General features: G+C 69.4%; 18 protein-coding genes. 15 read left to right on the top strand and 3 right to left on the bottom strand.

The features are described from left to right. The first annotated feature begins 6 nt into the window (after positions 1–6). The 4 genes from EV670_RS01195 to EV670_RS01180 all read left to right on the top strand — a co-directional run bounded on the left by EV670_RS01195 (position 7) and on the right by EV670_RS01180 (position 2148). On the top strand, positions 7–417 hold the full coding sequence (locus EV670_RS01195) for a GFA family protein (protein WP_130429993.1): 411 nt from the start codon (positions 7–9) through the stop codon (positions 415–417). A gap of 114 nt (positions 418–531) precedes the next feature. Beyond that, positions 532–972, top strand: coding sequence for an SRPBCC family protein (locus EV670_RS01190; RefSeq protein ID WP_130429992.1), 441 nt, complete (start codon positions 532–534; stop codon positions 970–972). A gap of 25 nt (positions 973–997) precedes the next feature. Beyond that, positions 998–1363, top strand: coding sequence for a GFA family protein (locus EV670_RS01185; RefSeq protein WP_207224975.1), 366 nt, complete (start codon positions 998–1000; stop codon positions 1361–1363). A gap of 230 nt (positions 1364–1593) precedes the next feature. Then, a complete protein-coding gene (locus EV670_RS01180; protein ID WP_130429991.1) occupies positions 1594–2148 on the top strand; it encodes a DUF2087 domain-containing protein in 555 nt (184 codons plus the stop codon). Positions 2149–2166: 18 nt separating this feature from the next. On the opposite strand, the gene icmF is transcribed toward EV670_RS01180, so the two are convergent. Next, entirely contained in the window at positions 2167–5457 is a 3291-nt protein-coding gene (gene icmF / locus EV670_RS01175) for a fused isobutyryl-CoA mutase/GTPase IcmF (RefSeq protein WP_130429990.1), read from the bottom strand. Between the two features lie 116 nt (positions 5458–5573). Between icmF and EV670_RS01170 the strand changes: the two genes are divergently transcribed. From EV670_RS01170 to EV670_RS01125, 9 genes are all read left to right on the top strand, one after another. After that, on the top strand, positions 5574–6170 hold the full coding sequence (locus EV670_RS01170) for an ANTAR domain-containing response regulator (protein WP_130429989.1): 597 nt from the start codon (positions 5574–5576) through the stop codon (positions 6168–6170). Between the two features lie 163 nt (positions 6171–6333). Then, the gene (locus EV670_RS01165; protein WP_207224974.1) at positions 6334–7587 is read left to right on the top strand and encodes a CmpA/NrtA family ABC transporter substrate-binding protein; all 1254 of its coding nucleotides are present in this window, start codon (positions 6334–6336) and stop codon (positions 7585–7587) included. A 27-nt stretch (positions 7588–7614) separates the two neighbouring features. Continuing rightward, positions 7615–8526 (top strand): nitrate ABC transporter permease, encoded by a 912-nt coding sequence (ntrB, locus tag EV670_RS01160; protein WP_130429988.1) that lies wholly within the window; start codon positions 7615–7617, stop codon positions 8524–8526. A 16-nt stretch (positions 8527–8542) separates the two neighbouring features. Further along, complete coding sequence (locus EV670_RS01155) at positions 8543–9352, top strand: ABC transporter ATP-binding protein (RefSeq protein WP_130429987.1); 810 nt, start codon at positions 8543–8545, stop codon at positions 9350–9352. 16 nt (positions 9353–9368) lie between these two features. Next, entirely contained in the window at positions 9369–11831 is a 2463-nt protein-coding gene (gene nirB, locus EV670_RS01150; protein WP_278044404.1) for a nitrite reductase large subunit NirB, read from the top strand. A 3-nt stretch (positions 11832–11834) separates the two neighbouring features. After that, positions 11835–12212 carry a nitrite reductase small subunit NirD gene (gene nirD, locus EV670_RS01145; RefSeq protein ID WP_130429986.1) on the top strand — a complete coding sequence of 126 codons (378 nt, stop codon included), beginning with the start codon at positions 11835–11837 and terminating at the stop codon, positions 12210–12212. 143 nt (positions 12213–12355) lie between these two features. Next, positions 12356–15217: a nitrate reductase gene (locus EV670_RS01135; RefSeq protein WP_130429984.1), complete on the top strand. Its 2862-nt coding sequence runs from the start codon at positions 12356–12358 to the stop codon at positions 15215–15217. Beyond that, entirely contained in the window at positions 15214–16020 is an 807-nt protein-coding gene (cobA, locus tag EV670_RS01130; protein ID WP_130429983.1) for a uroporphyrinogen-III C-methyltransferase, read from the top strand. Before EV670_RS01135 ends, cobA begins: the two co-directional genes overlap by 4 nt. A 64-nt stretch (positions 16021–16084) precedes the next feature. Next, positions 16085–16858 (top strand): type III pantothenate kinase, encoded by a 774-nt coding sequence (locus EV670_RS01125; RefSeq protein WP_130429982.1) that lies wholly within the window; start codon positions 16085–16087, stop codon positions 16856–16858. A 390-nt stretch (positions 16859–17248) separates the two neighbouring features. Here the strand turns inward: EV670_RS01125 and EV670_RS01120 are convergent, their stop codons facing one another. Both EV670_RS01120 and EV670_RS01115 read right to left on the bottom strand, forming a co-directional pair. Continuing rightward, positions 17249–18121 carry an LpxL/LpxP family acyltransferase gene (locus EV670_RS01120; RefSeq protein ID WP_130429981.1) on the bottom strand — a complete coding sequence of 291 codons (873 nt, stop codon included), beginning with the start codon at positions 18119–18121 and terminating at the stop codon, positions 17249–17251. A 4-nt stretch (positions 18122–18125) separates the two neighbouring features. After that, positions 18126–19040, bottom strand: a complete 915-nt coding sequence (locus EV670_RS01115) for a lysophospholipid acyltransferase family protein (protein ID WP_130429980.1) — start codon at positions 19038–19040, stop codon at positions 18126–18128. Positions 19041–19293: 253 nt separating this feature from the next. Here EV670_RS01115 and metK point away from each other — a divergent pair, with 253 nt between their 5' ends. Together metK and EV670_RS01105 are read left to right on the top strand one after the other, a co-directional pair. After that, entirely contained in the window at positions 19294–20478 is a 1185-nt protein-coding gene (gene metK, locus EV670_RS01110) for a methionine adenosyltransferase (protein ID WP_130429979.1), read from the top strand. A gap of 23 nt (positions 20479–20501) precedes the next feature. Beyond that, entirely contained in the window at positions 20502–21587 is a 1086-nt protein-coding gene (locus tag EV670_RS01105; protein ID WP_130429978.1) for an aromatic ring-hydroxylating oxygenase subunit alpha, read from the top strand. Positions 21588–21649 lie beyond the last annotated feature (62 nt).

The following is a 21649-nucleotide window of genomic DNA, read 5'->3' as shown; positions in this document are numbered from 1 at the left end:
GAGCTCATGATCACGTCCGTTGGCGGCGTGGCCGTCCTGCCGAGGCACCGGCTGTCGTGCCACTGTGGCGCCGTGGTGCTCGAACTGGCGCTCCCGGACGGCATCGTCGAGCCGCGGCGCTGCGACTGCTCGATCTGCCGGCGCAAGGGCGCCATCGTGGCCTCGGTGCCGCTGGCCGGGATCAGCGTGGTCGAGGGCGCGGAGTTCCTGCAGCTCTACCAGTTCAACACCAAGGTGGCCAGGCACTACTTCTGCTCGCGCTGCGGCATCCACACGCATCACCAGCGGCGCTCGTTCCCCGACCAGTACAGCTACAACGTCGGCTGCCTCGAAGGCATCAACCCCTTCCTGCTGAACGATGTACCGGTCTACGATGGCGTCGAGCATCCGGCCGACCGCAAGCGCCCCGCCGCCTGAGGCTCCGTTCGGCGGGCTTTGGCACCGCGCGCCGTCAATGTGTCGATTCCCACCTCGCCCGTTCGTCGTGCCTTCTGAGGGCCTTCCTCTGCCAACCCGCCACCGAGCCCGCCCATGAGCACCGTTCAACTGCACCGCGTCCTGCGCACCACCCCGGCCCGCCTGTACCGCGCCTTCCTCGACCCTGACGCGCTGGTCAAGTGGCTGCCGCCGCATGGCTTCACGGCCAAGGTGCATCACTTTGACGCCAAGGTGGGCGGCAGCTACCGGATGTCGTTCACCAACTTCTCGACCGGCCACAGCCACGCCTTCGGCGGCACCTACGTCGAACTCGTGCCGGATGAGCTGATTCGCCACACCGACGCCTTCGACGACCCCAACCTGCCCGGCGAGATGCTGACCACCATCGCGCTGACGGCGGTGTCCTGCGGCACCGAGATCCACATCACGCAGGAAGGCATTCCCGCGATGATTCCGGTCGAGGGCTGCTACCTGGGCTGGCAGGAGTCACTGGTGCTGCTGGCCAAGCTGGTCGAGGCCGAGATCCCCGATTGAGATTGCGCGGAGCCGCTACGCAGCGATGACGAACCCCAGGTCACTGCAGACTTATCGCGGCAACTGCCATTGCGGCGCGGTCCGCTTCGAGATCGAGACCGACTTTCCGGAGCTCACGATGTGCGACTGCTCCATCTGCCGCCGCAAGAACGCGCTGATGGTCAAGGTCCACGAGAGCCGCTTCAGGCTGCTCGCCGGCGCGGATGCGCTCACCGAGTACCGCTTTCACACGATGACGGCTCGCCACTACTTTTGCAGCGTCTGCGGCATCTACCCCTTTCATCGCAAGCGGGTGACGCCCGACCACCTCGGCATCAACGTCCATTGCCTGGACGGCTTCGACCCGGCCGGGATCCCGGTGCGCCAGGCGGTGGGCGCGGCGATGCCCTGACCTGGCGAGCCGGCGCGGCGAACGCGCGCTAGACTTCGCGCCGGTCGGCAGTTCACCCAGGCATCGCCGCGCGGCCCGTCCGCGAGCTAAACCTGCCACGGCATCCTTGACCCCTCCTCCGCCATGCACGCTCCCTGCGGCAGCGGCTCGGGCTCGGCAAGACGGCGATCCCCGACATCGTGCGCATGCACGGTCGTCCCGAGCGGCTGCCCGCATTTGGAGTCATTGCCATGGCCCGAGAAGCCACCACGCTCGTCATCGAGGACCTGTCCGCCTTCGCCCGCAGCCTGGGCCGCGCGCTCAAGGCGCGCGCGCCGGCAAGCACCGAAGCGCCCGGCCACGTCGAGTTGCTCAACCTGATCGCCGCCGCTGCCGGCTACCGCAACGTCCAGGCGCTGAAGGCCGCGCCGCCGGTGGCACGCCCGGCGCAGGCGGCACCGCCGCCGCTGTCCGACAACGCGCGGCGCACGCTGATGCAGTTCGACGCCGAGGGCCGCCTGCTGCGCTGGCCCACCAAGTTCACGGTGCAGCGCATGGCGATGTGGGTGCTGTGGACCCGCTTCGAGGCCAAGCGGCCCTACACCGAGCGCGAGGTCAACGCGGTGCTGCGCGCGGCCAACGCCTTCGGCGACCACGTGACGCTGCGCCGCGAGTTGGTCAACCACCGGCTGCTGACCCGCAAGAGCGATTGCTCGGAGTACTGCAAGCTGGCGGCGCGACCCGACGAGGAGGTGCGGGCGCTGTTGACGGCGTGGCGGGCGCGGCAGGCGGCAGGCGCTGCCTGAGCGCCGCGCGACGGCCGCCTACATGCTCCGCCGGTACTGCCCGCCGACCTCGAACAGCGCGTTCGTGATCTGCCCGAGCGAGCAGACGCGCACCGCGTCCATCAGCACCTCGAAGACGTTGCGGTCCTCGATCACCGCCTGCTGAAGCCGCGCCAGCATCACCGGCGCTGCCGCCGCGTGCGTCGCGTGGAACTCGGCCAGCCGCTTCAGCTGCGACTGCTTCTCTTCCTCCGTCGAGCGCGCCAGCTCCAGCGTCTCGGCGACCGCGTCGCCATGCGGGTTGCGGAAGGTGTTGACGCCGATGATCGGCAGCTCGCCGGTGTGCTTGAGCATCTCGTAGTGCATGCTCTCGTCCTGGATGCGACCGCGCTGGTAGCCGGTCTCCATCGCGCCGAGCACGCCGCCGCGCTCGCTGATACGCTCGAACTCGGCCAGCACCGCCTCCTCGACCAGCTCGGTCAGCTCGTCGACGATGAAGGCGCCCTGGTTCGGGTTCTCGTTCTTGGCCAGGCCCCACTCGCGGTTGATGATCATCTGGATCGCCATCGCGCGGCGCACGCTGTCCTCGGTCGGCGTCGTGATCGCCTCGTCGAAGGCATTGGTGTGCAGCGAGTTGCAGTTGTCGTAGATCGCGATCAGCGCCTGCAGCGTGGTGCGGATGTCGTTGAACTGGATCTCCTGCGCGTGCAGGCTGCGGCCGCTGGTCTGCACGTGGTACTTGAGCTTCTGCGAGCGCTCGTTGGCGCCGTATTTCTCCTTCATCGCGACCGCCCAGATGCGACGCGCCACGCGGCCCATCACGGTGTACTCCGGGTCCATGCCGTTGCTGAAGAAAAAGCTCAGATTGGGCGCGAAGTCGTCGATGTGCATGCCGCGCGCCAGATACGCCTCCACGAAGGTGAAGCCGTTGCTGAGCGTGAAGGCGAGCTGCGAGATCGGATTCGCGCCAGCCTCGGCGATGTGATAGCCCGAGATGCTGACCGAGTAGAAGTTGCGCACGTCGTGATGCACGAAGTACGAGGCAATGTCGCCCATCACCTTGAGCGAGAACTCGGTGCTGAAGATGCAGGTGTTCTGGCCCTGGTCTTCCTTGAGGATGTCGGCCTGCACCGTGCCGCGCACGTTGGCCAGCGTCCAGGCGCGGATCTTGGCGGCCTCGTCGTCGGTCGGTTCGCGACCGTTGTCGGCGCTGAACTTGCCGATGTTCTGGTCGATCGCGGTGTTCATGAACATCGCCAGGATCGTCGGCGCCGGGCCGTTGATCGTCATGCTGACCGAGGTGCTGGGGTTCGTGAGGTCGAATCCGCCGTAGAGCACCTTCATGTCGTCGAGCGTAGCGATGCTCACACCCGAGTTGCCGACCTTGCCGTAGATGTCGGGCCGCGGCGCCGGATCGGCGCCGTAGAGGGTGACCGAGTCGAAGGCGGTGCTCAGCCGCTTGGCCGGCAGACCCTCGCTGAGCAGCTTGAAACGGCGGTTGGTACGGAAGGCATCGCCCTCACCGGCGAACATGCGCGTGGGGTCCTCGCCCTCGCGCTTGAAGGCAAAGGTGCCGGCGGTGTACGGGAAGCTGCCCGGCACGTTCTCGAGCATCAGCCACTGCAGGATCTCGCCATGGTCGGCCCAGCGCGGCAGCGCGACCTTGCGCACCTTGGTGCCCGACAGCGTGGTGTGGACCAGCGCGGTGCGGATCTCCTTGTCGCGGATCTTCACCACGTACTCGTCGCCGGCGTAGGCCTTCTGCATCTCGGGCCACATCGCGAGCAGCTTCTTCGCGCCGGGTTCGAGCAGCGTCTCGCGCTGTTGCACCAGGTCGAGCACCGCCTCGACCGCGCGATGGCGCTCGGGCTTGTCGGTCTGCAGCATCGCCGCACTCGCCTGCAACTGCTGCACCGCGCGCGCGACCTGGGCCTGCTGAGCAACGCGCTTCTTGTAGCCATGCACCGTGTCCGAAATCTCGGCCAGGTAGCGGCCACGCGCAGCCGGCACGATGCTGGCCTGGTGCGTGCTGTGGCGCACCGCCACCTTCGGCAGGCGGCCTTCCTTCAGCGGCAGGCCGAGTTCCGACAGCCGCGCCGCCAGGCCATGCCAGAGCGCCGTGACGCCGTCGTCGTTGAAGCGGCTGGCCATGGTGCCAAACACCGGCATCTTGTCGGGTGGCGTGCTCCAGGCCTCCTTGTTGCGCTGGACCTGCTTGGCGACGTCGCGCAACGCATCGGCCGCGCCCTTGCGGTCGAACTTGTTGATCGCGACGAACTCGGCGAAGTCGAGCATGTCGATCTTCTCGAGCTGGCTGGCGGCGCCGAACTCGGGCGTCATCACATACATCGGCACGTCCACGTGCGGCACGATCGCCGCGTCGCCCTGGCCGATGCCCGAGGTCTCGACGATCACCAGGTCGAAGCCGGCGGCCTTGCAGGCGGCGACCACGTCGGGCAGCGCCTGCGAGATCTCGGAGCCGGCCTCGCGCGTGGCGAGCGAGCGCATGAAGACCCGCGCGCCCTTCGACCATGGCGAGATCGCGTTCATCCGGATCCGGTCGCCGAGCAGCGCGCCGCCGCTCTTGCGGCGCGAGGGGTCGATCGAGATCACCGCCACGCGAAGCGCGTCGTCCTGGTCCAGCCGCAGGCGCCGGATCAGCTCGTCGGTCAGGCTGCTCTTGCCGGCCCCGCCGGTGCCGGTGATGCCGAGCACCGGGATGCGTGCGCCCTTGGCCTTGGCATGCACCGCCGCCTTCAGCGCGGCGTCGGCCGTGCCCTCTTCGAGCGCGCTGATGGTTTGCGCCAGCGCGCGCCACGCGGCCTCGCCGTGGCCGGCGAGCGCCTCGACGCTCGCCGGTGCCCCGTCGCGCGGGCCCTGGTCGGCGCGCATCAGCATCTCGCCGATCATTCCCGGCAGGCCCATGCGCTGGCCGTCCTCGGGGCTGAAGATGCGCACGCCCTGCGCCGCCAGCTCGCGGATCTCGGCCGGCACGATCACGCCGCCGCCGCCGCCAAAGACGTTGATGTGCTCCCCGCCACGGCCGCGCAACAGCTCGACCATGTACTTGAAGTATTCGACATGGCCGCCCTGGTAGCTGCTGACCGCGATGCCATGCGCGTCTTCCTGCAGCGCGGCCGTGACCACTTCGTCGACCGAGCGGTTGTGGCCGAGGTGGATGACCTCGGCGCCCATGCTCATCAGGATGCGTCGCATGATGTTGATCGACGCGTCATGGCCGTCGAACAGCGAGGCGGCGGTGACGAAGCGCAGCTTGCGCGTGGGGCGATAGTCGGCGAGCGCCTTGTGGTCGGCGGACAGGTCGGTCATGGGGGTCTCCCGCGGGGCAAGCCGCAATCCTAAGGGAAAGCGGGTCAACGTTGACGTTTACGTAAACGTCAGCCAAAAACGGGGGCACGATCTTTGCTGCGTTGCAGCAGCCAACCATGAAGTCGGAATCCTCCCCCACCCTGCGCGTGCTGCTGATCGACGACGGTGCCCATCGCACCGGCCTGATCCGCGACGAACTCGCGCGCCAGGGCTGCGAGGTGGTCGGCGTGATCGAGCAGGCCACGCTGATCCACGACTGCGTGCTGCGGCTGCAACCCGACGTGGTGATCGTCGACAGCGAGTCGCCGACCCGCGACACGCTCGAGCACCTGGCGCTGCTCGGCAGCCGCAACCCGCGCCCGGTGGTGGTGTTCTCGGAGGACGATGCCGAGGACCCGATGCGCCTCGCGCTCAAGGCCGGCGTGAGCGCCTACGTCGTCGCCGGGCTCCAGCCCGAGCGGCTGCAACCGGTTCTGAAGGTGGCGATCGCGCGCTACGAGCAGGAGGCCGAGCTGCGCGCCCAGCTCGTGGATGCCACGTCCCAACTGGCGCAGCGCAAGACCGTCGAGCGCGCCAAGGGCCTGCTGATGAAGAGCGCCGGCCTCGACGAGGACGCCGCCTTCGCCCGCCTGCGCAAGCTCGCGATGGACAAGGGCCTCAAGCTGCACGAGGTGGCTGCCAAGGTGATCGAGGCCCACGAACTCCTCGGCTAGGAGTCCTGGCACGGTTGCTGCAATGCAATAGGCACGAAGGCGGCAACGGCGTCGCCCTCGCACCAGACAGGTTCGGACAAAGGCGTCCGGTCGGCTCAGCGCACCAGCGCGGAGCGACCGCGACGCCTTTTTGCTTTTTTGCGGTGCTTCCAGGGGAATCGAGATGACGAACACGCGTGAGGGACTGATGAGCGAACAACGACGCCAATTCATCAAGCAGGGCTCAGTCATTGCAGCGGCCGGGCTGACCGCCGGCGTGGCGCCCAGCGCCTGGGCCGCCGGCTCGGACGCGCCGGAGAAGAAGGAAGTGCGCATCGGCTTCATTCCGCTGACCGACTGTGCCTCGGTGGTGATGGCCTCGGTGCTCAAGTTCGACGAGAAGTACGGCATCAAGATCATCCCGACCAAGGAAGCCTCCTGGGCCGGCGTGCGCGACAAGCTGGTCAACGGCGAGCTCGACATGGCGCATGTGCTGTGGGGCCTGCTCTACGGCGTGCAGATGGGCGTCGGCGGTCCCAAGAAGGACATGGCGGTGCTGATGAACCTCAATCAGAACGGCCAGGCCATCACGCTGTCGAAGAAGCTGGCCGAGGAGAAGGCGGTCGACGGCGCCTCGCTGGCCAAGGCGATGGCGGCCGACAAGCGCGAGTTCACCTTCGCCCAGACCTTTCCCACCGGCACCCACGCGATGTGGCTGTACTACTGGCTGGCGACCTACGGCATCAACCCGCTCAAGGACGCCAAGGTCATCACCGTGCCGCCGCCGCAGATGGTGGCCAACATGCGGGTGGGCAACATGGACGGCTACTGCGTCGGCGAGCCCTGGAACCACCGCGCGATCGCCGACGGCATCGGCATCACCGCCGCCACCACCCAGGACATCTGGCAGGACCACCCCGAGAAGGCGCTCGGCACTTCGCTCGACTTCGTGCAGAAGAACCCCAACACCTGCCGCGCGGTGATCGCGGCGGTGCTCGAGGCCAGCCGCTGGATCGACGCCAGCCTCAAGAACAAGAACCAGATGGCCGAGACCATCGCCGACAAGGCCTACGTCAACACCAGCGTCGACGTCATCAACCAGCGCATCCTCGGCCGCTACCAGAACGGCCTCGGCAAGACCTGGGACGACCCGAACCACATGAAGTTCTACAACGACGGCTCGGTGAACTTCCCGTACCTGTCGGACGGCATGTGGTTCCTGACCCAGCACAAGCGCTGGGGTCTGCTGAAGGAGCACCCCGACTACCTGGCGGTGGCAAAGAAGGTCAACCAGGTCGAGCTCTACAGGCAGGGCGCCGCACTCGCCAAGGTGAACGTGCCCAAGGATGTTCTGCGCACCAGCAAGCTGATCGACGGCACCGCCTGGGACGGCAAGGACCCGGCGAAGTACGCCGACGGTTTCAAGCTGCGCGCCTGAAGCGGATCACGCACCGAAGGAGTTGTCATGGTCAGTGCAGTCTTCCACTCCCCGCTGGCGGCCGTTGCCGCCCCCGAACGCAACGCCTCGAGTTCGAAGCCGGCCGGCGCCGCCGCGGCGGGCACGCCGCCCCGCCCGGCCCGGCGCCCGCCTCTGATCGAGCGCGTCGACGGCCGCGCACTGGCGATCGGCATCTTCGCGCCGCTGGCCGGCATCGGCCTGCTGATCGCGATCTGGGCTCTTCTGACGATGAAGCCGGGCGGCGGCTTCCCGTCGCCGGCGGTGACCTTCGCCTCCGCGGTCGAGCTGTTCAGCGACCCCTTCTACAGCCGCGGCCCGAACGACCAGGGCATCGGCTGGAACATCCTGGCCTCGCTCAAGCGCGTGAGCATCGGCTTCGGACTGGCGGCGCTGGTGGGCATTCCGCTCGGCTTCGTGCTCGGCCGTTTCGCGGTGCTCAACAAGATGGCCTCGCCGCTGATCAGCCTGCTGCGCCCCGTGAGCCCGCTGGCCTGGCTGCCGATCGGCCTGCTGGTGCTCAAGAGCGCCAACCCGGCGGCGATCTGGACCATCTTCATCTGCTCGATCTGGCCGATGATCCTCAACACCGCCGAGGGCGTGAAGCGGGTGCCGCAGGACTACCTCAACGTGGCGCGGGTGCTGAACCTTTCCGAGTGGAAGGTGATGACCAAGATCCTGTTCCCGGCGGTGCTGCCCTACGTGCTGACCGGGGTGCGGCTGAGCGTGGGCACCGCGTGGCTGGTGATCGTCGCCGCCGAGATGCTGACCGGCGGCGTCGGCATCGGCTTCTGGGTCTGGGACGAGTGGAACAACCTCAACGTCCCGCACATCCTGATCGCGATCCTGATCATCGGCGTGGTGGGCCTGGCGCTCGAACAGCTGCTGATGCTGATCGCGCGACGCTTCTCGTACGAATGAAGGCTGGAGCACGCCCATGACTGCCTACCTCGAGATCGACAAGGTCGAGATGCACTTCGAGACGAAGCGCGGCCGCTTCCACGCGCTGCGCGACATCAACCTCAAGGTCAACCGCGGCGAGTTCATCACGCTGATCGGCCACTCGGGCTGCGGCAAGAGCACCTTGCTCAACCTGATCGCGGGCCTGATCAAGCCGACCGCCGGCACGCTGATCTGCGACCGCAAGGAGATCAACGCGCCCGGCCCCGATCGTGGCGTGGTGTTCCAGAACCACTCGCTGCTGCCGTGGCTCTCGTGCCGCGACAACGTGCTGCTCGCGGTCGAGCGCGTCTTCGGCGATCGCGAGACCAGGGCCCAGCTGATAGCGCGCGCCCGCGCCGCGCTGGCGCTGGTCGGCCTGACCGCCGCCGAGGCCAAGCGCCCGCACGAGATCTCGGGCGGCATGAAGCAGCGCGTCGGCATCGCGCGCGCGCTGGCGATGGAGCCCAAGCTGCTGTTGATGGACGAGCCCTTCGGCGCACTCGATGCGCTGACCCGCGCGCGGCTGCAGGACGAGTTGATGAAGATCGTCCAGGCCACCGGCTCGACGGTGGTGATGGTCACGCACGACGTCGACGAGGCCGTGCTGCTGAGCGACCGCGTCGTGATGATGAGCAACGGCCCGGCCGCCACCATCGGCGAGGTGCTCGACGTGCCACTGGCGCCGGTACGCGAGGCACCGCGGCTGCGGCTCGAGCTGGCGCACGAGCCGGCGTATCTGCAGAGCCGGGAGGCGGTGCTGGAGTTCCTGTATCGCAAGCAAGCCCACCTCGAAGCGGCGGCCTGAGCGCGGAGCGACCACGATGAAGAACGACGACATCAAGCTGCCGCGCCCGCGTCTCGTGCTGATCGGCAACGGCATGGCCGGCGTGCGCACGCTCGAAGAGCTGCTGAAGATCGCGCCCGGGATGTACGACATCACGGTCTTCGGCGCCGAGCCGCATCCCAACTACAACCGCATCCTGCTGTCGCCGGTGCTGGCCGGCGAGCAGACGGTCGACGAGATCATCCTCAACTCGCGCGAGTGGTACGCCGAGCAAGGCATCAAGCTGCACACCGGCAAGGCGGTGACGCAGATCGATCGCGTCAGACGCGTGGTGCGCGCCAGCGACGGCACCGAGGCCGGCTACGACCGGCTGCTGATCGCCACCGGCTCGCTGCCCTTCATCCTGCCGGTGCCGGGCAAGGAACTGGTCGGCGTGATCGCCTACCGCGACATCGCCGATACGCAGGCGATGATCGATGCCGCCGCCAGCTACCGCCACGCGGTGGTGATCGGCGGCGGTCTGCTCGGCCTCGAGGCCGCCAACGGCCTGAAGCTGCGCGGCATGGACGTCACGGTGGTCCACATCGCGCCCTGGCTGATGGAGCGCCAGCTCGACGAGACCGCCGGCACGCTGCTGCAGCGCTCGCTCGAGGCGCGCGGCATCCGCTTCGAGATCGGCGCGCAGACCTCGGCGCTGATCGGCGACCAGGCCCATCGCGTCATGGCGATCCAGTTCAAGGATGGTCGCGAACTGCCGGCCGACCTGGTCGTGATGGCGGCCGGCATCAAGCCCAACACCGCGCTGGCAGAGGCCGCCGGCCTGCACTGCAGCCGTGGCATCGTGGTCAGCGACACGCTGCAGACCGTGACCGACGCGCGCATCTACGCGATGGGCGAATGCGCCGCGCATCGCGGCATCGCCTATGGCCTGGTGGCGCCGCTGTTCGAGCAGGCCAAGGTCTGCGCCAACCACCTGGCCGAGCATGGCATCGGCCGCTACCAGGGCTCGCAGGTCAGCACCAAGCTCAAGGTCACCGGCATCGACCTGTTCTCGGCAGGCAACTTCACCGGCGGCGAGGGCCACGAGGAGATCGTGATGAGCGATCCCTTCGCCGGCGTCTACAAAAAACTTGTCATCAAGGCCGACAAGCTGGTCGGCGCCTGCCTCTACGGCGACACGGTCGACGGCGCCTGGTACTTCAAGCTGCTGCGCGACGCCAAGCCGATCGGCGAGATCCGCGACCGCCTGATGTTCGGCGAGAGCAACCTCGGCGACACCGGCCACCAGGGCGTGAGCCGCGTCGCCGCGATGGCCGACGAGGACGAGGTCTGCGGCTGCAACGGCGTCACCAAGGGCACGATCTGCAAGGCGATCAAGGAACAGGGCCTGTTCACGCTCGACGAGGTGCGCAAGTGCACCAAGGCCAGCGCCTCGTGCGGCTCCTGCACCGGCCTGGTCGAGCAGTTGCTGATGAGCGTGGCCGGCGGCGACTACTCGGCCGCACCCAAGACCAAGGCCATGTGCGGCTGCACCGAGCATGGCCACCAGGCGGTGCGCGACGCGATCCGCAAGGAGCACCTGACCAGCATTCCGCAGGTCATCGAGGCGCTGGCCTGGCGCACGCCCAACGGCTGCGCGAGCTGCCGCCCGGCGCTGAACTACTACCTGCTGAGCACCTGGCCCAAGGAGGCCGTCGACGATCCGCAGAGCCGCTTCATCAACGAGCGCTCGCACGCCAACATCCAGAAGAACGGCACCTACAGCGTGATTCCGCGCATGTGGGGCGGCGAGACCACGGCGGCCGAGCTGCGCCGCATCGCCGACGTGGCCGACAAGTACCAGGTGCCGACCGTCAAGGTCACCGGCGGCCAGCGCATCGACCTGCTCGGCATCAAGAAGGAAGACCTGGGCGCGGTCTGGAAGGAACTCGACATGCCGAGCGGCCACGCCTATGCCAAGGCGCTGCGCACCGTGAAGACCTGCGTCGGCAGCGAGTGGTGCCGCTTCGGCACGCAGGACAGCACGCAGATGGGCAAGCACCTCGAGCGGGCGCTGTGGCGCATGTACGCGCCGCACAAGGTCAAGCTCGCGGTCAGCGGCTGCCCGCGCAACTGCGCCGAGAGCGGCATCAAGGACGTCGGCATCATCGGCGTCGACTCCGGCTGGGAGCTCTATGTCGGCGGCAACGGCGGCATCAAGACCGAGGTCGCCCAGTTCTTCTGCAAGGTGAAGACCGCGGCCGAGGTGCTCGAGTACTCCGGCGCCTTCCTCCAGCTCTACCGCGAGGAGGGCTGGTACCTGGAGCGCACCTGCCACTACCTGGCGCGCGTCGGCCTCGACTACGCCAAGCGCGAAGTGGTCGACAACGCCGAGCGCCGCCGCGCGCTGTGGGAGCGGCTGCAGTTCACGCTCGATGGCGAGCCCGATCCGTGGTTCGAGTTCGACAAGGCCAAGGTCGATGCACGTCAGTTCGAGGCCTTGAGCCTGGCGGGGGTCTGAGCGATGAGCGACTGGAAGCAACTCTGTGCCGTCGACGACATCCCTGTGCTCGGCGCGCGGCGCCTGAAGCGCGCGCGCGGCGCCGATGTCGCGATCTTTCGCACCGAGGGCGAGCGCGTCTTCGCGCTGCTCGACCGCTGCCCGCACAAGGGCGGGCCGCTGAGCCAGGGCATCGTCTTCGGCGAGCGCGTCGCCTGCCCGCTGCACAACTGGAGCATCGGCCTGGCCGACGGCTGCGCCGCCGCGCCCGACGAGGGCAGCACGCAGCGCTTCTCGCTGAAGGTCGAAGACGGCCAGGTCTTCGTCGATGTCGAGGAACTGGCAACGCTGGCGATCGACGAGCTGCCGGCCTGCGCCGGGGCTTGCGAGCACGCGGCCTGAGCCCGCGATGACAGAGACGAAATCCACCTGCCCCTACTGTGGTGTCGGCTGCGGACGCGCGCTGCCGCGCGGTCCGCTTTGCGGGGACATGGCGCACCCCCCTGCCCCCCGCCGAGCGGGGGAGCACGCCGCAGGAGTTGCTCTTGGCTGAGACCCGTTCGACCTGCCCCTACTGCGGTGTGGGCTGCGGCGTGCTCATCCAGAGCGAGGGCAACCGCATCACCGGCGTGCGTGGCGACCCCGATCACCCGGCCAACTTCGGCCGACTGTGCAGCAAGGGCAGCACGCTGCACCTGACCGCGACCGAGCGGGTCTTGCGCGACGAGCGTCTGCTGCGGCCGATGCTGCGCCCGCAGCGCGGCGGCGCGCTGCAGCCGCTGGGCTGGGAAGGCGCCAGCGCGCTGCTCGCCGATCGCATCGACGCGGTGCTGCGCGACAAGGGTCCGCAGGCGATCGCCTTCTACCTCTCGGGCCAGCTGCTGACCGAGGACTACGCGGTCTTCAACAAGCTGGCGCGGGCGCTGGTCCAGACCAACAACATCGACACCAACTCGCGGCTGTGCATGAGCAGCGCGGTGGCCGGCTACAAGCAGAGCCTGGGCGCCGATGCGCCGCCGGCCTGCTACGAGGATCTCGCGCACGCCGGCTGTCTCTTCATCGCCGGCGCCAACAGCGCCTGGGCCCATCCGGTGCTGTTTCGCCGCATCGAGGACGCGCGTGCCGCCAATCCGCGCCAAAAGATCGTCGTCGTCGACCCGCGCCGCACCGAGACCGCCGACGAGGCCGACCTGCACTTGCAGCTGCAGCCCGGCACCGATGTCGCGCTGTTCCACGCGATGCTGCACGTGATGGTGTGGGAAGGCTGGCTCGACGAGCGCTTCATCGCCGAGCACACCGGTGGCTTCGCCGCGCTGAAGTCGCTGGTCGCGGCCTGGACGCCGCGCGAGGCGGCGCGCGTCTGCGGGCTCAAGGCCGAGCAGATCGAACAGGCGGCGAGGTGGTTCGCACTCGGCGGCGAAGGCGCCGACGTGAGGGCCGGTGGCGACGAGACCACGCCGGCCGCGCGTGCGCCGACGCTGAGCCTCTACTGCCAGGGCCTGAACCAGAGCACCAGCGGCACCGCCAAGAACAGCGCGCTGATCAACCTGCACCTGGCGACCGGCCAGATCGGCAAGCCCGGCGCCGGGCCGCTGAGCCTGACCGGCCAGCCCAACGCGATGGGCGGCCGCGAGGCCGGTGGCATGGCCACACTGCTGCCCGGTCATCGCGACCCGACCGACGCCGCGCACCGCGCTGAGGTCGCCGCGATCTGGGGCGTCGATGCCCTGCCCGAGCAGCCCGGCCTGAGCGCCGTGCCGATGTTCGAGGCCGCCGCGCGCGGCGAGATCGAGCTGCTCTGGATTGCCTGCACCAACCCGGCCCAGTCGCTGCCCGACCAGGCGCTGGTGCGTGCCGCGCTGGCGCGCTGCCCCTTCGTCGTCGTGCAGGAAGCTTTTGCCCGCACCGAGACCACCGGCTATGCCGACCTGCTGCTGCCGGCCGCCACCTGGGGCGAGAAGGACGGCACCGTCACCAACAGCGAGCGCCGCATCAGCCGCGTGCGCGCCGCGGTGCCGGCGCCGGGCGAGGCGCGCGGCGACTGGCAGATCGCGGCCGAGGTCGCACGCCGGCTGGAGGCCAAGCTGCGCCCGGGCGCGCCCTCGCTGTTCGACTACGCCGGCACCGAGGCAGTCTGGAACGAGCATCGCCAGACCACCGTCGGCCGCGATCTCGACATCGGCGGCCTGAGCTGGACCGTGCTCGACCAGCGCGGACCGCAGCAGTGGCCGATGGCCGCGGGTTGGTCGTCGGGGCGCGTGCGGCTCTACCAGGATGGGCGCTTCCCCACGCCCGACGGCCGCGCCCGTTTCATCGCCGCGCCCTACAAGCCGGTCGCCGAGGCTACCAACGCCCAGCATCCCTTTGCGCTCAACACCGGCCGCCTGCGCGACCAGTGGCATGGCATGAGCCGCAGCGGCAGCGTGCCAGCGCTGTTTGCCCACGCGCCGCAGCCGGCGCTGCAACTGCACCCGCAGGACATGGCCCGGCGCGGGCTGCGCGAGGGCGAACTGGCCGAACTCAAGAGCAAGCGCGGCTCGCTGGTGCTGCCGGTGGCGGCCGACACGCGCGTCGCGCCGCTGCAGGCTTTCGTGCCAATGCACTGGGGCAGCCAGTTCGTCGGCGGCACCGACGCCAAGGGCCAAAGCCGTGCCGGCATCAACGGCCTGATGCACGGCAAGTCCTGCCCGCAATCGCTGCAGCCCGAACTCAAGCATGCGGCGATCAACATCGCGCCGGCCGTCCTGCCCTGGCGGCTCAACGCGGCGGCCTGGTTGCCGGCCGAGCGCCTGGCCGAGGTGCGCGAGACGCTGATCGCGCTGATGCCGGACTTTGCCTACGCGAGTTGCGTGCCGGTGCCGGCGCGCGCCGGCGCAGAGCCCGAGCGCATCGGTCTCCAGTTCAGTGCCGCGCATGCCACCGCGCCGGACGCAGCGCTGGTCGCCCGCATCGAGGCCGCGCTCGGCCTCGATCGCGGCGCGATGCTGCTGCGCTATGCCGACGCCCGCCGCGGCCACAAGCGCACGGTGCGCCTGCGCGGCGAGGGCGAGGCCGCGCGCGTCGACGCGCTGCTGCTGGCCGGGCCTTCGGAGGCCGCCGCCTGGCTGCTGCGCTGGTGGGCCGAGGCGCTGCCGATCGCCGAGCATGCGCGTGCCCTGCTGCTGCCCGACCCGCAGCCGCCGGGCGGCATGACGACCCAGCGCGCGCGCCAGGTCTGCAACTGCCTGGACATCAGCGAGCCGCAGATCCGCAGCGCGCTCGCCAGCATCGACGGCAACCCGGCCGAGCGCCTGGCGCTGCTGCAGACGCAGTTGCAGTGCGGCACCCAGTGCGGCTCGTGCAAGCCCGAGTTGAAGCGCCTGGTCGGCAGCGTGCCGGCCGCCACACCGCAGGAGATCGAGGCATGAACGCCATCCGTAACGAGCAAGCCCGCGTCTGGCTGGTCGGTGCCGGTCCCGGCGACCCGGAACTGCTGACCGTGCGCGCCGCGCGCCTGATCGCCCAGGCCGAGGTGCTGCTGGTCGACGACCTGGTCGACCGCCGCGTGCTCGAACTCGCCAGCCCCGAGGCGCGCGTGCTCGCCGTCGGCAAGCGCGGCGGTTGCGTCAGCACCTCGCAGCGCTTCATCCACACGCTGATGATCCGCGAGGCTCGCGCCGGCCATCGCGTGGTGCGGCTCAAGGGCGGCGATCCCTTCGTCTTCGGGCGCGGCGGCGAGGAGGTCGATGCACTGCGCGCCGAAGGCATCGAGGTCGAGGTGGTGCCCGGCATCACCGCCGGCATCGCGGCCCCGGCCGCGGTCGGCATCCCGGTCACCGATCGCCGCTGCGCGCCAGGCGTGGCCTTCGTCACCGGCCACACCCAGGACGGCGGCGCCGGCGCCGACTGGTCAGCGCTGGCGGCGAGCCGGCTGACGCTGGTGGTCTACATGGGCGTGGCGCATGCGGCGGCGATCGCGCAGGCATTGGTCGAGGGCGGGCGCGCACCCGACACCCCGGCCGCCGCGATCAGCGCGGCCCACACGCCGCAGCAGCGCCAGGTGCGCGCGACGCTGGCGACGCTGGCGTCGGCGCTGGCCGCGCATGGCGTCAAGAGCCCGGCAATCCTCGTGATCGGCGAGGTGGCGGCGCTGGGGGCCGACACGCTGGCCGCGGTCGCGGCCGGTGCGCCGACGCCGACGCTCGCCGCGCCGGCCCGCGGGGTGGCATGATCGCGCCGCCGCCCGCGCCAGCCGACTGTGGGGTGCGGCAAGCCTGCCCACCCTCACGCGATCCATGCTGCTCGCCATCGACATCGGCAACACGCGCCTCAAGTGGGCGCAGTACACGCACCTGAGCCTCGGCAGCGCGCCGGTGGCGCAGGGCGCGGTGTTCCTCGAGCAGATCGACACCCTGGCCGATGCCGAATGGGCCGGTGCTTCCGTGCCGCAGACGATGCTCGGCTGCTGCGTCGCCAGCGACGCGGTGCGCCGCCGCACCGAGGAGCAGATCGGCCAGTTGTGGGACGTGGAGCCGCGCTGGGTGGTACCGAGCCTGCGCGAGGCCGGCCTGGTCAACGGCTACGACCACCCGCTGCGCCTGGGCAGCGACCGCTGGGTCGCCGCGATCGGCGCCCGCCGTCACCTGCTGGCGCGCAACCAGGGGCCGCGGCCGCTGCTGGTGGTGATGGCCGGCACCGCGGTGACGGTCGACGCGGTCGACAGCGAGGGCAACTTTCTGGGCGGCCTGATCCTGCCCGGCCACGGCATGATGCTGCGCGCCCTCGAGGCCGGCACCGCCGGCCTGCGCGTGCCGACCGGCGAGGTCAGCGAGTTTCCGACCAACACCAGCGACGCGCTCACCAGCGGCGGCACCTACGCGATCACCGGCGCGATCGAGCGCATGCACCGGCATCTGGCGCAGCGCTGCGGGATGGAGCCGCTGACGCTGGTCACCGGCGGCGCCGGCTGGAAGGTGGCGCCGGCACTGGCCATCGAGCACGAGTTGATCGACTCGTTGATCTTCGATGGGCTGCTGGAAGTGGCTTCGTCGCGCGGGCTCGCGGCCTGAGTTTGTTTTGCCGCTGCCGCCGCTGGGCTCCTTGACTGTGTGAGGGCGCGCCGGGATTTCGCCCCGGCGGGCGAGTAACTTTCTTCTGCTGGCCCAGAAGAAAGTCACCAAAGAAGAGGGCCAAACACGATTTGGCTGTAGCAGGAACAAGAGCACCTGCGTGTTCAAAGGCGAACGACTGCTCTCGCGTGCTGGGCAGAGAAGGTACGGTAAAGCGTTGCTTGACAGGCCCACAACGCGATCGAGCAAGATCGTATTCGGGGCCTTTCTTTGGTGACTTTCTTTGGCCCCGCAAAGAAAGTTACTCGCCGGCCGGGGCGAAATCCCGGCGCGTCCTCGCACAACAAGCGAGCACCCCCGCCGGCAGGCACAAGAGAACAGCCCGCCCCGCTAGTAAAGCCCCGGCTCCCCCTCCGGCCTCGTCTTGAACCTCTTGTGCACCCACAGATACTGCGCCGGCTTGCCGCGCACGCGGTTCTCGATCCAGTGGTTGAGCCAGGCCGTGTCGGCCTCGGCATCGGCCGATGGGAAGTGGTCGAAGGGCTCGTAGAAGCGCACCACGTAGCCGCGCCCGCCGGGCAGCATCTCGCCGATCACCGGCTGCACCGTCATGCGCATCGCGCGCGCCATGCGCGAGGGCGCCAGCAGCGTCGCGGCCGGCACGCCGAAGAAGGGCACGAAGGCGGCGTCGCGGGCGCCGAAGTCCATGTCGGGCAGGTTGAAGAAGCCCATGCCCTCCTTGACCGCGCGCATCAAGGGCTTGGCGGTCTCGTTGCGGGCAAAGATCTTCGCGTTGCCGAAGCGCAGCCGACCCTGCTTCATCGCGGCGTCGAAGACCTTGTTGCTCTGCGCCTGGTAGATCGAGGCACCGGGCCGCTTGATGTAGAGCTGGACCGCGGCACCGGCCACGTCGAGCGCCAGGAAATGCGGCGCCAGCCACATCAGCGGCTGCTCGGGATGCGCGTCGGCGTAGCCGACCGCGCCCTCGACCTTGATCAGCCGCCGCAGCCGCGCCTCGCTCGCGTACCAGAGCACGCCGCGCTCGAGGATGCTGCGGCCGAGCCAGCCGAAGTGGTCGCGCGCCAGCGCGCGCCGCTCGGCCTCGGGCATCTCGGGCAGGCAGAGCTCGAGGTTGCGCAGCGCGATGCTCCGGCGCGAACCGGCCAGCCACCACAGCAGGCGGCCGAGGCCGCGGCCGATGGCGGCCAGCAAGGGCAGCGGCAACCAGTGCAGCAGCCAGACGAGGGCAAGGACGAGGCGCATCGGATCAGGGTTCGGGGTTGGCGGGCGCGGGCGGCGCTACGGCCTGGGCCCGCGGTTGCTTGTAGCGGTGGTAGCCCCAGAGGTACTGCTCGGGGCACTGGCGCACCAGTTGCTCCATCGCGCGGTTGACGGCGCTGGCGGCCAGCACGCCGTCGGGGTCGTCGGCCGCCACCGGCAGCGCTTCGGCCAGCGGCAACACCTCGATGCGATAGCCGGCGCCGTGCGGCAAGCGCTCTGACCAGATCAACAACACGGCACAGCCGGTTTGCTGCGCCAGTCGCGCGGCGAGGGTCATCGTGTAGGCCGGTTTGCCGAAGAACGGCGCCCAGACACCCATGCCCTCGGGCGGCACCTGGTCGGGCAACAGGCCGACCACTTCGCCCCGGCGCAGTGTCCGGATCAGTTGCCGAACCCCGGCCAGGGTGGCCGGGGCGGTATCGAGCCGGGGGCGCCTGCGCGACTCGTCGACCAGTTCGCGAAGCCAGGGCTTGCGCGCGGGTCGATACAGCACCGTGGCAGGCGCGCGTGCGCCAAAGCGCTCGGCGTAGGCCTGTCCGATCACCTCGAATCCACCCAGATGGGGTGTCAGCAGCAGCACCCCCTTTGCGCCACCCAGCGCCGCATCGACATGCTCGCCGCCGCCCCATTGAACCGGCATCGGCAGTGGCGCGCCCTGCGGCCGTCGCCACAGCGGCGGCAGTTCGAGCATCAGCCGTCCAGCGGCTGCAATCGCCGGTCGCGCTCGCGACCACGGCACGCCGGCCTGGAGGGCGTTGGCGCGAAAGCGCCGTCGATAGCTCGGTGAAGCCAGGTAGGTCAGCCAGCCGACCAGCGACCCGATGGCATGCAGCAGCCACAGCGGCCAGCCGGCCAGCGTGTCGAGCAGGGCCCGCAGCGCGCCGGGCACGAAGGCGCTCATCGGCGCCCTCCTCGGGCCCAAGCATTGGTAGGGATCATCGGCAGGACTAGAATTGAGGCATCGCCGGGTTAAAGAACAACTTGCGGGGCGATGCAGGCCGGCACCGGCCTGCCGGGTGGCGGGAAGACAAGATCCGCAACTCTACAAATGCCGCTAAAGCGTTCGCCGCTCCTCCCCCACGACACCCAAGGGCCCGGCAACGCAACCGGGCCTTCGTGTTTTTCTTGGTGTCGTTTTGGATTGGAGTTCAAGAGTGGCCAGCAGCGATTTTCTTTTCACGTCCGAATCGGTCTCCGAGGGTCATCCCGACAAGGTCGCCGACCAGATCTCCGACGCCATTCTCGACGCGATCTTCGCCCAGGACCCGCGCTCGCGCGTGGCAGCCGAGACGCTGACCAACACCGGCCTGGTGGTGCTCGCCGGCGAGATCACGACCAACGCCCACGTCGACTACATCCAGGTCGCGCGCGACACCATCAAGCGCATCGGCTACGACAACACCGAGTACGGCATCGACTACAAGGGCTGCGCGGTGATGGTCTGCTACGACAAGCAGAGCAACGACATCGCGCAGGGCGTCGACCACGCCAGCGACGACCACCTCAACACCGGCGCCGGCGACCAGGGCCTGATGTTCGGCTACGCCTGCGACGAGACGCCCGAGCTGATGCCGGCGCCGATCTACTACGCGCACCGCCTCGTCGAGCGCCAGGCCCAGCTGCGCAAGGACGGCCGCCTGCCCTTCCTGCGCCCGGACGCCAAGAGCCAGGTCACGATGCGCTACGTGAACGGTCGGCCGCACAGCATCGACACCGTCGTGCTGTCGACCCAGCACAGCCCCGACCAGAGCGAGACGCCCACCAAGATGAAGGCCTCGTTCAACGAGGCGATCATCGAGGAGCTGATCAAGCCGGTGCTGCCCAAGGAGTGGCTCAAGGACACCAAGTACCTGATCAACCCGACCGGTCGCTTCGTCATCGGCGGCCCGCAGGGTGACTGCGGCCTCACGGGCCGCAAGATCATCGTCGACACCTACGGCGGCGCCTGCCCGCACGGCGGCGGCGCGTTCTCGGGCAAGGACCCGAGCAAGGTCGACCGCTCGGCGGCCTACGCCGCGCGCTACGTGGCCAAGAACATCGTCGCCGCCGGCCTGGCGCGTCAGTGCCAGATCCAGGTCGCCTACGCGATCGGCGTGGCGCGGCCGATGAACATCACGGTCTACACCGAGGGCACCGGTGTCATCAGCGACGACAAGCTTTCGGCGCTGGTGGCCGAGCACTTCGACCTGCGCCCCAAGGGCATCATCCAGATGCTCGACCTGCTGCGCCCCATCTACACCAAGACCGCCGCCTACGGCCACTTCGGCCGCGAGGAGCCGGAGTTCAGCTGGGAGAGGACCGACAAGGCTGCGGCGCTGCGGGCCGCGGCCGGACTCTGATCCCTCGGTCGGACGCACCGTCCATGTTCAGCGTCGAGCCCGACATCCGCGTCGCCTCGACGCTCGACAAGCGCTTCTACCTCGACGAGGCGGTCTGGGCCCAGGCCCGCGAGCGCGTCTTCGCGCGCAGCTGGCAATGGATCGGCGAGCTGGCCGACGTCGCCGAACCCGGCTCGCTGGCGCCGCGCGAGTTGCTGCCCGGCCTGCTCGACGAGCCGCTGCTGCTGGCGCGCGACGGCGCCGGCGAGCTGCGCTGCCTGTCCAACGTCTGCACCCATCGCGGCAACGTGCTGGTGCACGCGCCCTGCCGCGCCGAGCAGATCCGCTGCGGCTACCACTCGCGTCGCTTCGACCTCGCCGGCAAGCTCTGCTTCATGCCCGAGTTCGAGCAGGCGCAGAACTTTCCGGCCGCCAGCGACCACCTGCCGCACGTGCCCTTCGGCAGCCTCGGCCCGCAGGGCTTTGCCTCGCTGACACCGGCGGCGCCGCTGGCGGACTTCACCGGTGACCTGCAGGCGCGGCTGGCCTGGCTGCCGCTGCACGAGTTTCGCGCCGACGCCACGCGCAACCGCGACTACGAGTTCGACGCCCACTGGGCGCTCTACGTCGAGAACTACCTCGAGGGCCTGCACATCCCCTTCGTCCATCCGGGCCTGATGCAGAGCCTCGACATGGGCGGCTACGAGGACGAGCTCTACCGCTACAGCACGCTGCAGCTCGCCACCGCACGTCCCGGCGAACCGGCCTTCGACCTGCCTGAAAGCTCGCCCGACCACGGCCGCCGCATCGCCGCCTACTACTGGTGGATCTTCCCGAACCTGATGCTCAACTTCTACCCCTGGGGGCTGTCGCTGAACCTCGTGATGCCGCTCGGCCCGAGCCGCACCCGGGTCGCGTTCCGCGCCTTCGTCTGGCGGCCGGAGCGGCTCGACAGCGGCGCCGGCGGCGGGCTCGACCAGGTCGAGATGGAAGACGAGGCAGTGGTGCTCGGCGTGCAGCGCGGGCTGCGCTCGCGGCTCTACTCGCGCGGCCGCTACGCGCCGACGCGCGAGCGCGGCGTGCACCACTTCCACCGCCTGCTCGGCGAGTTCATGGCGGCGCCGGCCTGAGCTCGGCAAACCGGCCCGGCACTGCCCCCGGGCACTGCCCCCGGCGCGGCGTTCTGGCAGCA

The organism is Rivibacter subsaxonicus (genome assembly GCF_004217215.1).
Lineage (GTDB): Bacteria > Pseudomonadota > Gammaproteobacteria > Burkholderiales > Burkholderiaceae_C > Rivibacter > Rivibacter subsaxonicus.
Note: the sequence above shows the minus strand (reverse complement) of the source record. Positions and strands in the feature narration are given on the sequence as shown.

Coding starts and splice junctions, on each gene's coding strand:
- EV670_RS01195 (WP_130429993.1), top strand. CDS start 7: ATGATCACGTCCGTTGGCGGCGTGGCCGTCCTGCCGAGGCACCGGCTG.
- EV670_RS01190 (WP_130429992.1), top strand. CDS start 532: ATGAGCACCGTTCAACTGCACCGCGTCCTGCGCACCACCCCGGCCCGC.
- EV670_RS01185 (WP_207224975.1), top strand. CDS start 998: ATGACGAACCCCAGGTCACTGCAGACTTATCGCGGCAACTGCCATTGC.
- EV670_RS01180 (WP_130429991.1), top strand. CDS start 1,594: ATGGCCCGAGAAGCCACCACGCTCGTCATCGAGGACCTGTCCGCCTTC.
- icmF (WP_130429990.1), bottom strand. CDS start 5,457: ATGACCGACCTGTCCGCCGACCACAAGGCGCTCGCCGACTATCGCCCC.
- EV670_RS01170 (WP_130429989.1), top strand. CDS start 5,574: ATGAAGTCGGAATCCTCCCCCACCCTGCGCGTGCTGCTGATCGACGAC.
- EV670_RS01165 (WP_207224974.1), top strand. CDS start 6,334: ATGACGAACACGCGTGAGGGACTGATGAGCGAACAACGACGCCAATTC.
- ntrB (WP_130429988.1), top strand. CDS start 7,615: ATGGTCAGTGCAGTCTTCCACTCCCCGCTGGCGGCCGTTGCCGCCCCC.
- EV670_RS01155 (WP_130429987.1), top strand. CDS start 8,543: ATGACTGCCTACCTCGAGATCGACAAGGTCGAGATGCACTTCGAGACG.
- nirB (WP_278044404.1), top strand. CDS start 9,369: ATGAAGAACGACGACATCAAGCTGCCGCGCCCGCGTCTCGTGCTGATC.
- nirD (WP_130429986.1), top strand. CDS start 11,835: ATGAGCGACTGGAAGCAACTCTGTGCCGTCGACGACATCCCTGTGCTC.
- cobA (WP_130429983.1), top strand. CDS start 15,214: ATGAACGCCATCCGTAACGAGCAAGCCCGCGTCTGGCTGGTCGGTGCC.
- EV670_RS01125 (WP_130429982.1), top strand. CDS start 16,085: ATGCTGCTCGCCATCGACATCGGCAACACGCGCCTCAAGTGGGCGCAG.
- EV670_RS01120 (WP_130429981.1), bottom strand. CDS start 18,121: ATGCGCCTCGTCCTTGCCCTCGTCTGGCTGCTGCACTGGTTGCCGCTG.
- EV670_RS01115 (WP_130429980.1), bottom strand. CDS start 19,040: ATGAGCGCCTTCGTGCCCGGCGCGCTGCGGGCCCTGCTCGACACGCTG.
- EV670_RS01105 (WP_130429978.1), top strand. CDS start 20,502: ATGTTCAGCGTCGAGCCCGACATCCGCGTCGCCTCGACGCTCGACAAG.